The sequence below is a fragment of the Arsenophonus nasoniae DSM 15247 genome, from assembly GCF_000429565.1.
Classification (GTDB): domain Bacteria; phylum Pseudomonadota; class Gammaproteobacteria; order Enterobacterales; family Enterobacteriaceae; genus Arsenophonus; species Arsenophonus nasoniae.
This window is the reverse complement of sequence record NZ_AUCC01000076.1, coordinates 1-14,022: the sequence shown is the minus strand read 5'-3', so window position 1 is coordinate 14,022 and position 14,022 is coordinate 1. Positions and strand designations below refer to the sequence as shown.

The following is a 14,022-nucleotide window of genomic DNA, read 5'->3' as shown; positions in this document are numbered from 1 at the left end:
ATGGCAGTGTCATATTGACGAGTAACCTATCATTTGGGCAATGGCCAAGTGCTTTTGCTGATGACGCAACATTAACTGCCGCTATGCTTGATCGTTTACTTCATCATTCGCATGTACTGCAATTAAGCGGTGAAAGCTACCGATTGAAAGATAAGCGGCGCTCAGGAGCAATAACTGAGTAAAACAGTGGATCAATTTTGATTGATCGGATTTAGATAAAAAGTGGATCAGTTTTCGGTGATCGTTGACATTTTTCCCAAAACCCAAGTATCCCAACAAAAAGTGTGCCAGGATATTGTAGGGGAGTCCAACCTGTTTACTGACTGGGCAGCGTCGCGCCAGGGCTGCACTGTTGGGAATAAAATGAATGAAGTGCAGGATAAAGCCAATGAACGGCAAAAAGAGTAGGTGTTAAAAAACATCAATATCATGTGGCACGCCTTATCAAAAAGTCGGCTGTTTGATGATAACCAGGAACTCAAGGAATTTGTCATGACCTTAACGGGTTCATTGGTCTTTAAAGCCAATGGAGAAATCCAGCCGCTAACCCCCAGAACCACCGACCAGGACATGATTAAAGCCATGATGGAGGGTGGCACGGCGAAAGTGTATCACTGCAATGATAGCGACAAATGCTTAAATGTGGTCAGTGATGCTAATGTTACCATCAGCTGAAATAAGGCATTAAAAGCGCAAATCATCCAATTATTAAGCAGTATTCAACATAAAGCCGATAGCGATACGCCGCTCACGGAAAAAGAAAAAGGATTTATCACCAGTACGACTATTCCCATATTCCGTTACCTGGTTGACCCGCAAATGTTAGGCGTGTCTAACAGTGTGCTCTACCAGCTAGCCGATTATATTGGTTACGACATCTTGTTGCAGTACATGCAGGAACTCATTCAGCAAGCCAGAGGGATGCTGTCTATCGGCAACTATCCGCAACCCGTGATTGATACCTTGCTGGAAAACCTGAATCAGGCCACCGCCATGATTAACCAGTTTCAGTCACGGGTACAGGTGCAACAAGACGCACTGCTGGTCGTTGACCGTCAAATAAGCTATATGCGCCAGCAGGTATCATCCAAAATGTTAACCCGCTATCAAAATAATTATCACTTTCACGGAGGCATTTAATGACCGAAATTTACACCATGGGCGGCGGCGATTGGTTGCGCGAGATGTTAAATGCCGTGGCGACCTTTATGCAAAGTGATACCTTCAGCTACATAAAAGGTATCATGCTACTGGTCTCCGTGCTCTGTGTCGCTTATCACTGGCTCATTCATCACAATGTCATGAGCATGCTCGGCTGGGTTTTTGCCATAGCCTTTGTCTCATTATTCGCGGCGATTAAACATCCGGTACAGATTATCGATAACAGTGATTTAAAAACCGTTTATACCGTACCCAATGTCCCCGTTGGCCTGATTATTCCGGCAGGGATTATCAGTTCCATCGGGCATAGCCTGGTAACCGGCTATGAAGCCATTTTCGCCCAACCGGATGATGCCACCTATACCAAAACAGGCATGCTTTTCGGCGCGAATCTGATTGCCAAAAGCACCGATTTTCTTTCACAAAATCCCGAAGTCACCGATTTATTTTCGGATTACATTCAAAACTGCGTCATTGGCGATATTCTGTTAAATCATAAGTATTCACTGGAACAACTGATGAATACCCGTGACCCTTATTCGCTGATTTTCTCAAGACCCAGTCCACTGCGAGGGGTGATTAACCGTGAGGGGGTATTTGAAACCTGTCAGGAAGCCGCCGTGGTGCTGAAAAATAAATTAGGACTCGATACCAAAACAGGGGGCGAAACCTGGCATTATTACGCACGCCAACTCTTTGGCGGTCGACCGAACCCCGATGCGCTATTTGGGGTTTTACTCGGCAACAGTTATCAGACGTTTTACCAAAGTGGACAAAGTGCCAGCGAAATTCTTAAACAAAATGTCACCATGAACGCCATTCATAACGGTATTTTAACCTACAGCGCCCGTAATGGCGATGTAGCAGGAATGATGAACATTTCGTCCATGATGGCACTGGAAAAGCAACGTCTGGCACAAGCCAGCGCCGCGTTAATCTCACCGCATTTTCTGCCCACCTTACACATTATTCTGATGGGCATTATGATGGGGATTTTCCCAATTATGTTGCTATGTGCCCTGATTAATTTGCTCACTATCCAGATTGTGAAAAACTACCTGTTATCTTTCCTGTGGTTGCAATGCTGGCCTGTGCTGTTTGCCATTCTTAATAGTGCCATGACATTTTTTGCCAAAAAGAATGGAGTGCCTGTTGTGCTGTCAAACCTGTCTATCATTAAATCCAATCAATCCGATATTGCCACCGCCGCAGGCTGGCTATCGCTGTTAATTCCGTTTATCTCCTGGGGAATGGTTAAAGGGATGGGACAGGTGTTCTCCAGTGTCAGCAGTTCACTGGGTTCCAGCATGTTAGGCTCAACCACCCAGGCCGCCAGTGTCGCTGTCGATGGCAATTACGCCTATAACAATCTGCAAACCGATAATGTACAGGGTTACGGCTGGAGTACCAATAGTACCTTTGCCAGTGGACAAATGAGCCACCAGACCGCCTCAGGCGGGTCGGCGACCCAAACGATGGACGGCAATATGGTGTATAACACCACAGGGGCGATGTCCGTCTTACCAACCAATATTGCCATTCAGCGCTCGATTGCCAGTGCTCAACAGGAAATGGCACGTAACAGTGAAGCGCAGGCACAAAGTGCGCTACACGGTTACAACAGCAGTATCAGTTCAGCCGCCAGCCAGCTAGCCCAATTTACCCGCCAAGCAGGGCAAAGCGATTCGCTGGTCAAAGGTGCAGACAGCAGCCTGACCAGTAACCAATCCCGCGCTGCCCATCAAATGGCATCAGCGGTGGAAAGTTACGCTAAAGCCAACAATATTAGCCAATCGCAGGCGACGCAGGAGTTGATGGAAAGATCGGGGCGGGCATCTTTCAATAAAGGGGGATCTGTATACGGCAAATGGGATAGTGGCGACATGTTAGTGACAAAACTAGGAAAATGGGGGACAGGAGTCAGCGTTGGTGCTGAAGGACATCTAGGCGTAGAGCATTCTTCCAGTGACACAGACTCTCATTCAGCTAGCAAGCATTATACTGGAACCCAAGATAACCGTCACGATACCTCAACACAAGCGGTATCCGACTTTAAACAGGGACTCGATGTACTCACCAGCTATCGTACCAGTGATTCAGCGAGCCATACGGAAAATCAATCGGATTCACAGGTGAATCAATTAGCCGCAACCCTCAATGAGGCGCAAAGCCAATACCATCAATACACCGACAGCAACACCCGCAGTCATGAGTTTGCAGAAATGGCTTCCCGCACCGAAAGTTTGAGCGGTCAAATGAGCGAAAACTTAACCCAACAGTTTGCTAATTATGTTTCACAGCATGCGCCGCAGCAAGCTGAACAAATCCTGACCGACACGAATTCACCGGAAATGGCGGCTCAACGTGAAGCGTTAGCCAGAGAGTTTGTTCAACAGCAAGTGACGCCAAAAATTGATAATGCGTATCATGAGAATCAGCATGCATTACAAACAAAACAGTCAACTCATCCGTCAGAGAATCAAGCGGAAAAGATAAAAGCAACATTTGCTGACCAGGCAAGAAACATTCCACAACAAGCGAGTATAAGCAATAACGTGAGAAACAAAGTTAGGGGTTCGTTAGAAGACAATAGCGAAAAAGTAAATCAGATGCTGGAAAAGATAGAAAATCAGCAAACAGAAATAAACCAACAAAAAAATACGCTCCAGACCGACTTTACCAAAGAAAAAATCACCCAACAAAAAGACTATGCTCAAGAAAGAGTAGATCAACAAATGTTGTGGGCAGATGCTAAAGATAATAAAAATTTAAAAGCCAGCCTAAAAGACTATCAGAAGATGCTTGATAATCAGAAGGAGAAAAAATGATCACTCATAAGATACTGTCAAAAGAAGCGAAAGAATTAAAAGAAATCTTAAAAAACGGAGAGATGACAATCCCAACATTTTGGGAGTGTTGTAGACCAGGATTATTTTATTTCGTTGGAATGATCTTCTGGGTCTTATTTATTTCTAATTTTACCCTTAACAAAGAAACTCTTTTTTCACTATTATTTACTGGATTTATTTGTTTTTTTGTACTTCTTGCTGTTGCGGGTACACGAGGTAATTATCTTTCCATCCCATCCGACTTTAGGCAAAAATCGATATGTTTAAGAATGATTAGAGATAAATTGAAACGATACATCATTATTCATCTTTCGCTAATTATCGCTGTTGGAATTTTGGTGAAATTATATACAGCTATGTTTATTTTTTTTGATGGATTCCATTTGGTTTTTATCGTTTGTATATGTGCAATCTTTAGCGTCGATATAAGCCGTTATCAATTCTCTGCTTTCGTAGCCATTATCGAACAATTCAAAGATCAACATAAAAAAGAGAGCGCATAATGAGTTTTAACGCTAAAGATATGACGCAGGGCGGACAAATCGCCTTTATGCGACTGCGTATGTTTGGGCAAATCAGTAACATTATTTTTTACTGTCTATTTATCTCTTTCTGGATAATTGCCGCGCTCTCAATGACTATCCAACTCACCTGGCAAACCTTTGTTAATGGCATGGTCTATTGGTGGTGTAAAACGCTCGTCCCGATGTATTCGCTGTTTCGCTCAGAGCCTGTTTACCATCTCGATTATTATGGGCAAAAACTGCACTATACCCCCTCGCAAATTTTAATGGATAGATACACCGTCTATTGCGGTGAAAAAGTATTAAATACCTTTATCATTTCAGGTATTATCGCCATCGTTGTTTGTGTTGTCGGCCTCTTTGTTGCCTGGTGGGTATTAGGCCATCACGGTAAAAAGCAAAGTGAAGATGAACAGACTGGCGGTCGTGCATTAAGCGAAAATCCAAGTGCGGTCGCCCGTCAGCTAAAAAGAGCGGGGGAAGCCTCTGATATTAAATTTGGCAAGTTACCGATTATTAAAGGCAGTGAAATTCAAAATTTTGGCCTGGTTGGAACGGTAGGGGTCGGTAAATCCACCTATATTCGCTGTCTATTAGATATTATTCGCAAACGCGGGGATATGGTAATTATCTACGACCGCTCCTGTGATTACGTTAAAGACTATTTCAATCCGCAAAAAGATAAAATCCTCAATCCCCTGGATGCACGTTGTGCCGCCTGGGATTTATGGTCAGAATGCTTAACCACGCCGGATTTTGATAATATCGCCCACACCTTAATCCCAATGGGTCATAGTGAAGACCCATTTTGGCAAGGTTCTGCCCGCACTATCTTTGCCGAAGCTGCCTACCGGATGCGAAAAGACGATGACCGCAGCTATGCCAAACTGCTGCATACCTTGCTGTCCATTGAACTATCCCATTTACGGGAATATCTACGCGACTCCCCCTCGGCTAATCTGGTCGAAGAAAAAATCGAAAAAACCGCTATATCCATTCGCAGTGTGCTAACTAATTACGTCAAAGCCATGCGCTATATGCAAGGCATTGAAAAAAATGGCGACACCTTTACGATTCGAGACTGGATGCGCGGTGTTCAGGAAAAAGGCCATAACAGTTGGCTCTTTATCACCAGTGATGCAGCAAATCATGCTTCACTAAAACCTGTTATCTCCATGTGGCTATCCATTGCTATCAGAAGTTTACTGGCAATGGGCGAAAATCGAGAACGCCGCGTCTGGATTATTGCCGATGAATTACCCACCTTGCATAAGCTCCCTGATTTAGTCGAGATTTTACCGGAAGCGCGGAAATTTGGTGGCTGTTTTGTATTAGGTTTTCAATCTTATGCCCAACTTCAGGACATTTACGGCAATAAAGGCGCCTTAACGCTATTTGATGTACTGAATACCCGTTTCTTTTTCCGTGCTACCACCAAAGAGATGGCAGAGTTTGCCGCAGGAGAAATTGGCGAACGCGAAATTCAAAAAGCCAGCGAACAATACTCATATGGGGCTGACCCTGTCAGGGATGGGGTGTCAGTGGGGAAAGATATGCAACGCGTGCAACTGGTCAGCTATTCCGATATTCAGTCTTTACCTGACCTAACGTGCTTTATTACGTTACCTGGCCCATATCCAGTAGTAAAAATGACCTTAAAATACCACCCTTACCCCAAAGTTGCCCCGAATTTTATTGCCCGTAACGTCAATCTGGACATGGATAAACGCTTAGCCAACGTCATTGCGGCACGGGAAAATGAACGCATTAATATGGATAAACTTTTTATCCCTGTGACAAGTGGAAATAATCAGGAAGATACTCAAACAACAGCAACAGAAACGGCAGGGATGACACAACAAAAAGAACAAATGCCAGCAATAAAGATTCAACATACTGAATCATCGGTAACCACCGAACCACAAGATGAAAAAACCGAAAAATCGCAGATAAACGGGAAGATAAATCGTCATCACCCGCAGCGGAAAGAAGAAGTAAATATTAATCGCCCTTCAGTTGAGCAAGATATCGGAGATACGCTCTAATGATGTCATTCAATCGGATAAAATCCGCTCAAGGTGCAGGAGACTACTATACACAGAAAGATAACTATTATGTGTTAGAGAGCATGGAAGAACGTTATTTTGGCAAAGGGGCAGAAATACTGGGGTTAACAGGAGAGTTTGATAAAAATACCTTTCGTGAATTACTGGAAGGTAAACTGCCTGACGGAACCGAGTTAATCTTCCATAAAGACGGGAAAAATCAGCATCGACCAGGCTATGACCTGACGTTTTCCGCCCCCAAAAGTATTTCCATTATGGCATTAGTCGCAGGCGATAAACGGTTACTGGAAGCGCATAATAAAGCCGTTGAGGTAGCACTTTCACAAGCCGAAAAATTTGCTTCTGCCAGAACCATGAGCGAAGGACAAAAACAAACGGTACTCACCGATAACCTGATTGCCGTACTATTTAATCATGATACGTCTCGTGATGTTGACCCGCAGTTACATACCCATAGCGTGGTTATCAACGCCACCCAACATAACGAGAAATGGCAAGCCTTAGCCAGTGACACCGTCGGTAAAACGGGATTTTCTGAGATGATATTAGCCAATAAAATTGCATTGGGACAAATTTACCGTCATGCGCTGCGCGAACAAACGGAAAGTTTAGGCTATGAAACGGAGATAGTCGGGAAACATGGTCTCTGGGAATTAAAGAATGTGCCCACCGAGGTTTTTTCTAAGCGGACGCTAGCCATTGATAATGCGGTAGGTAAAGACGCTTCACCCAAAGCGCGGGATATTGCCACCCTGGACACCCGTCAGAAAAAGACCCAACAAGACCCCCAACAATTACGGCAACAATGGCAAGCCGAACTTCATTCAACCGGATTTGACGCTGAAAAATATCAGGCTCAGGCTGAAATAAATCGTTTACAAGCCCAAAACCCAACAACATCATCGATCATTGAACCGGAGCAAATTGAAACCGCCATTAGCCAGGCGATTTCGCAACTGAGCGACCGTCAAACCCAATTTACCTACTCACAGCTCCTGGCGAAAGCCATCAACCAGTTACCCGCCCAACCTGGTGTAATTGAACAGGCAAGAGCAGGCATCGACCAGGCCATTGAAAAAGAGCAGCTTATTCCACTGGATAAAGAAAAAGGCCTTTTCACCTCAGATATTCAATTACTGGATGAATTAAGTCTTAAACAACGGATAAAACAACATCAAAAAATAACTCACGGCGTTAGTCCTCAAGTAACACCCATTAACCAAAATACCAGCCCTGCCGCCAGGCAATGGTTATTTGCTAATCCCAACATCGCGGTCATGTCAGGGATCGGCGGGGCAAGTATCAGACGTGACAGGGTAGCGGAACTCGTCACCCTCACCAACCAAACGGGACGACAGGCAGTTGTTTTAGCCCCTGACCAGAAAAGCCGTCAATATTTGATGGAAACCTTACCGGAATCACAGGTCGTAAATCGCCAGGCGATAAACCAAGAAACCGCATTTTCGCCCAATAGTACCCTGATTGTTCAGGATGCGGAAAAATTGACTTTAAAAGAGATGGTTAGTCTCACCGATAAAGCGATTCGGGAAAATCTACAACTCGTATTAATGGATAACCAACAACGTAAAGGCACAGGCAACGCTTTATCCATTTTACGGCAAGAAACGGCAGTTTTTCGTTATTCCGGTATCAAACCCGTACAAACCGCGATAGTGAGTGAACCGGATAAAACCGCCAGACTCAAGAAATTGGCAAAAGATTATACCCGTACTTTGGCACAAGGCATTGACAGCGTGGCGCAAATAACAGGCAATCGGGAACAAAAAAACTTAACGGGATATATTCGTGAGGCACTAAAAACCCAAGGGTTGCTCGGTAAAAATGAAATGTCTATCACCACCTTAAAACCGCAATGGCTAACGGCTAAAAGCCGGATTTCGCGTGACAGCTACCGTGAAGGTTGGGTCATGGAGTACTGGGATAGTGAGAAAAAAAGTAAAGAGCGTTTTATCATTGATAGAGTCACTGCCGTATCAAACACCTTAACCCTGATAAACCAGCATGGCGAACAACGGCTGGAAAAAATCACGCAACTTAACAGTCACTGGTCATTATATCAGCCAGCAAAAATAGCGATAAGTGAGGGTGAACGGTTACGACTTCTGGCACGCGAGGGAAAAGGTAAATTAAAAACAGGTGACCGTCTGCAAGCAACACGGCATAAAGAGGGTGAGATGACCCTCACTCACGATAACACCCAAAAAACATTAACTGTAAAAGCCAATAATGATGTTTTTTCGGCACTTAAAATCGAGCAGGATTATGTCCAGCCATTAGGCGGTAGCATCAGTGACAAGGCAAGGGTCTTTGCGGCGGTCACCCAACGGGATTTAAATCAGGAAACCTTAAACCAGTTAGCCCGCAGTGGTGAGAAACTGGTTCTCTATTCGGCGCTGGATGTGCAAAAAACGGCGCAGAAACTGGCAAAAAACCCCCACTACCAAACCACTATAGAACAGGTTAATGCACTTTCTGGAGAGCAAAACCTCGATAAGGCGATAGAGAAACAAAAAAGCCGACTTTTCACTCCCGCTCAACAGGCGATTAGCCTTGCCATGCCCCAACTGGAGCAAAAAAACATCACCTTTACCCAGGCACAACTCCTTGCCACAGCAATGAATGCGGGCGAAAAACCCCTCTCGCAACAGACCATCGAACAGGAAATTGACGCGCAGATTAAAAATAATCGTTTAATTGAAATGCCAGTGGTTGAAGGTTTTGGTACAAATCTACTTATCAATCAAGCCAGCTTTGAAACAGAAAAACAGATTATTCAGCACATTGCCGAAGGAAAATCCGCACTCTCCCCGTTAATGTCTGCCGTGCCCGACAGTGTCCTAAACGGACTGACGCCAGGGCAGAAAGAGGCAACAAAACTGATACTCGAAACCCCTGACCGCTTTATTGCCATCCAAGGCTATGCGGGGGTGGGGAAAACCACCCAATTTAAAGCAGTGTTAAGTGCAATTGACACCTTACCCAAAGATAAACAACCGCAGATTATCGGTCTCGCACCGACTCATCGGGCAGTCAGTGAAATGCAAACCGCAGGCGTTGACGCGAAAACCCTGGCGGCTTTTTTGTACGAAGAAAGCCAAAAAATTACCCAAGGCGAGAAACCGGATTACCAAAATACCCTGTTTGTGATTGATGAAGCGGCGATGATAGGGAACACCGATATGGCAAAAGCCTATCATCTCATTGCGGCGGGAAACGGACGGGCGGTGATGAGTGGCGATAGCGCCCAACTGCAACCTATCAGCCCAGGCCAACCCTTCCGGTTACAACAACAGCGCAGCGCCATTGATAATGTGGTGATGAAAGAGATTGTCCGGCAAACACCGCAATTAAAACCCGCGATAGTCCAGATGATTGCAGGCAACATCAAAGAGGCTATCCATACCGTTAATCAGCTTTCACCAGACATCGTCCCCAGAAAAGAAAACGCCTGGATACCGGATAAGTCCATCGTAGAAATGAAAGACAATCCAGATAACTTACACCAGGCGATTGTCGCGGATTTTATCGGGCGCACAAAAGAAGCGCAGGAAAAGACACTGATTATTACCCCGTTAAATGCTGACCGACGCGCAATCAATGCGCTGATCCATCAAGAGAAACAGAAAGGCGGCGAGCTACAGGGTAATGAAGTCACGCTACCCATATTGGTCAATACCAATATTCCCGATGGACAACTGCGTAATATCAATACCTGGGCAACGCATCAACAGGCACTGGCATTAAAAAACAACCAGTATTGGCAAATCACCGAGATAGACATAAAAAACGACACGGTGACCTTAAGAAATGAACAGGGACAGGAAAGCCTGTTATCACCGCGTCAGGCGGTGAAAGAAGGTATCACCTTGTATCAAGCTGAAACCCTTACCGTGAGCCAGGGCGATAAAATCCGTTTTACCAAAAGTGATAACGAACAGGGATTTTTAGCCAACAGCGTCTGGCAAATCCAGGCTGCTGACGAAAAAACAATAACCTTAACCAATGGCAAAAAAACCCGCACCCTAACCCCAACAACCGATAAACAGCACGCCCATATCGATTTAGCCTACGCGATCACCACTCACGCCTCGCAAGGTGCTAGTGAGCAATTTGCCATTACCTTGGCAAAAACGCAGGGAAAAAACAAAGCCGCCACCCATCCAGCCGCTGCGTATGTGGCACTCTCAAGAGCCAAAGCCCATGTTCAAGTCTACACCGATAATATTGATGACTGGACAGCATTATTGGAAAAACCCAGTCAGAAAGCGACTGCCCATGATGTCGTAGAACAAAAAGATATCACCGCACGGGAAAATGCCAAAGCCCTATTCAAACAAGGGCAACCGCTAGAGACCACCGCCCAAGGCAGAGCCGCTTTACGCGCGTCCCATCTTTCAGGCGAAAGTATGGGTAAATGGCTTAGGATGGGTAAGAAATACCCACAAAACTACTTAGGCTTCCCTATTTTTGACCAAAACGGCAAACAGGCTGGCGTATGGATGACACGATTGAATAACGGCAATACCCAAAAGCCAATCGGAAACCACACGATAGGAAAAAGAATAGGCAGCCAGGAAGCCCGATTTTTAGCTTTTCAGCGTAGTCAAAACGGGAAAACGGCGCTAGCAAACACCCTAACCGAAGCCGTCGAAATTGCCAACAATCATCCACAGCACGGCATAATAGTAAGACTGGAAGGCAATGATATGCCTCATAACCCCAAAGCCATCACAGGCGGGCAGCAGTGGGCTAATCAGCCACCAGACGAATTTACGCAAACCAAACGGGAACTGGAGGAAAACGCCAGGAAGATAGCCAAATCGTTTGGTAAAAAAACGGATAAATTCAATCCGCTTTCACCAGATAAGGCAAAAGAATATGTTGATAGCCTGAAAGAAAGACAAACCTCAACATTAACCCCTGAGCAACGAAAAGCCCTGGAAGATTATCAGCAAAAACAAAATATCGATGAGATAGTCAAAAAAGTCGTCAATGAAAATCGATTAACCAAACAACTTCAACAAATAGAACAGGAGATGGTACGTGATCTTGCTAAAGAAAAAACCTTGGGGGGTTAGCCAGAGAATGAAATAATTTTTAAAAAAAATATCTAGGAGATCTACATATGTTAAGTCCAACAGCAAGTATAAAAACAGATAATATCGCTCAAGAAGATAATAAAACCGTAATCAAGATAGATAAAACTCTACTATGCAAATATATTTCTGATATTGAACAAAGTTTAAAAGATGGCACTTGGGCTACAAAAAATTTCTCAATAATAGATAAAGAACTTCTTCCACCTATGGTTAAATTAGCAAATGAAAAAAAAGAAGGGTTAAATCTAAAATATCTAACATCACCTGACAAACTTTATGATGAAATATTCAAAATTAAAAACAATGATATAAAATCAAGCAGATATATCATTAACGTGGGAGAAAAGGATACTCATTTTGGTGTTATTGACACCAGATTAATTGAAGGCAAAATTTCTATTCTTCTATTTGAACCAGCATCACTTACGAATAGTATGTCATCTTCAATATTAGCTTTTAGAACGAAACTTGCTATTGAAAAATGTGGCCTAAAAAACATCATTTTTTCCATAATTGAAATGGATATTCAAAGAAGCAAATATGAATGTGCGATTTTTAGTTTATCGCTCGGGAAAAAATTAGCAAAAGAAAGTGATAGTATTAATATAATACACAAGTTAAATATAGAAAATAAACTTGACGAAGAAATGATAAACAAAAAAGCAGATCCGATTTTACCTCCTGAGTTATTTAAACATACACAAGGAGTGAATAGAATTAAAGATTATATAAGTGTTAAACCTGAAATTGGAAATAAAATCATAAATAAAAAAGGTCAAAATATTGTTAATAGACAAAAAGATAATCTTGAAAAAATAAATGAAAGATTCATTTCAAAATCCATTTATAATAAAAGATTAGATGAATACAAAAAACTGATTACTGATAATTTTGAAGAAAACCAATTACCTCATGAATAAAAATAAAAAGCCGTCTGTATGACGGCAATAAAATAAAAAATTATTCTTCTGGAAAAAGTTTTTTAATTTCTTCTTTTGTCTTTTCTCTTATCTCATTCACCATTTTTTGATATTCAAAATTTTCTTTCCCTTCTAAATAAGGAGCAAAAGATTGCATCCCTAAAATCTTGGAAACCGCTTTATTAATTTTTAATGTATTTTCCAACATCAGTTTTCGATAATGATATTCATCAAATAAATCGTCTTTTTGTTCTAACTGAGCTTTATAAACTCTCAATCCTAATTCGATTAACATAGCCCCAATACTAGAAACATTAACCTCTTTTTCTGTAGCACCTTCTTGTCGTCTTTTTTCAACTAAATCGGATATCGATGATAAAATTTCATGACTAACAAAAGTTTGTAATCTTGGCATAAACTCGTTCCTTTTTATAGAATTAATTATACTCTTCAAAGAGTAGAGTATGAAATTAATATACTCCATACAGAGTATACAAAACAAAAAACAATACTCTAGTTAATAAAAAAGCAAAATATATATACTCTACATTCATACTCTATATAGAGTATTAACGCAGAAATCAGACTCTAAATAGAGTTCAAGCACTTAATTATATACTCTAGCTAGAGTACTCTGATACCTGATTAAGAATAAAAAGAACTCTAATGTAGAGTATTACATGTAAAAAACACACTCTACATAGAGTATATAACCAGAAAAAATATACTCTATATAGAGTGGAGTATATACTCTTTAATGTTAAATTTAACTAAAAAATATAGAGTATACTCCTTTAAAACATAGTATTATCAAGTAATACTCTTTTTAGAGGTTAGAGTGTGGTATATAAAGAGTATAAATAAAAATATTTTAATCAAAAAAAATATATATAAAAATATAACTTATTGATTTCAAATTTATTTATTGCAAATTTTTAATTTGCGTCGGGTGTGAACATATTCTATGCTAAGGAGTGGGCGATAAGAAGTGTTGTGAGAGCGATGGACTAGGGACTTTTGGGGGATAAAATCGAGGCGGTTTGATGAAATTTTTAAAACTTTTAATCGTAATTTTTCTGTCTGGATTTTTCACCCATTCCAGTTTTGCCGATTGTTTTTATTTAGCGGGCAGAGATTATAAAATAGACCCTGATTTATTACGGGCTATCGCTTGGGTAGAATCAAAATATAATCCGAATGCTATCGGAAAAAATAATAATAACAGTATTGATATTGGCCTCATGCAAATTAACTCACAGCATATTAATTATCTTAAATCGTTAGGTATTACCCCTTATCAATTAAGAAATGATGCTTGTATGAATATTTATACTGGCGCTTATTTTTTAGCGCTGGCATTTAATAAATGGGGTGTAACCTGG

Annotated in this window: 8 protein-coding genes and 1 pseudogene; 8 read left to right on the top strand and 1 reads right to left on the bottom strand. The window is 42.1% G+C overall.

The genetic code is table 11. The annotated features are described in order from the left end of the window. The 7 genes and pseudogenes from G468_RS0113455 to G468_RS20995 form a co-directional block, all read left to right on the top strand. The coding region (locus tag G468_RS0113455) for an ATP-binding protein (protein ID WP_162143431.1) at positions 1-182 on the top strand (182 nt) is incomplete at its 5' end. A 70-nt stretch (positions 183-252) separates the two neighbouring features. Further along, positions 253-1,140, top strand: a pseudogene (locus G468_RS21000) (conjugal transfer protein TraH); the annotation flags it as partial. Further along, positions 1,140-3,989: a conjugal transfer mating-pair stabilization protein TraG gene (traG, locus tag G468_RS0113435; protein ID WP_026823556.1), complete on the top strand. Its 2,850-nt coding sequence runs from the start codon at positions 1,140-1,142 to the stop codon at positions 3,987-3,989. The pseudogene G468_RS21000 and the gene traG, both read left to right, overlap by 1 nt. Further along, positions 3,986-4,513 (top strand): hypothetical protein, encoded by a 528-nt coding sequence (locus G468_RS0113430; RefSeq protein ID WP_026823555.1) that lies wholly within the window; start codon positions 3,986-3,988, stop codon positions 4,511-4,513. Before traG ends, G468_RS0113430 begins: the two co-directional genes overlap by 4 nt. Beyond that, complete coding sequence (traD, locus tag G468_RS0113425; protein WP_026823554.1) at positions 4,513-6,579, top strand: type IV conjugative transfer system coupling protein TraD; 2,067 nt, start codon at positions 4,513-4,515, stop codon at positions 6,577-6,579. Before G468_RS0113430 ends, traD begins: the two co-directional genes overlap by 1 nt. Next, positions 6,579-11,699 (top strand): conjugative transfer relaxase/helicase TraI, encoded by a 5,121-nt coding sequence (traI, locus tag G468_RS0113420; protein WP_026823553.1) that lies wholly within the window; start codon positions 6,579-6,581, stop codon positions 11,697-11,699. Before traD ends, traI begins: the two co-directional genes overlap by 1 nt. 47 nt (positions 11,700-11,746) lie before the next feature. After that, the gene (locus G468_RS20995) at positions 11,747-12,640 is read left to right on the top strand and encodes a YopJ family acetyltransferase (protein ID WP_051297110.1); all 894 of its coding nucleotides are present in this window, start codon (positions 11,747-11,749) and stop codon (positions 12,638-12,640) included. 40 nt (positions 12,641-12,680) lie between these two features. Here G468_RS20995 and traM read toward each other — a convergent pair whose 3' ends face one another. Then, positions 12,681-13,055 carry a conjugal transfer relaxosome DNA-binding protein TraM gene (traM, locus tag G468_RS0113410; protein ID WP_026823552.1) on the bottom strand — a complete coding sequence of 125 codons (375 nt, stop codon included), beginning with the start codon at positions 13,053-13,055 and terminating at the stop codon, positions 12,681-12,683. Between the two features lie 628 nt (positions 13,056-13,683). Here traM and G468_RS0113405 point away from each other — a divergent pair. Continuing rightward, positions 13,684-14,022 (top strand): lytic transglycosylase domain-containing protein (locus tag G468_RS0113405; RefSeq protein ID WP_034250011.1); only part of this gene is annotated, 339 nt, incomplete at its 3' end.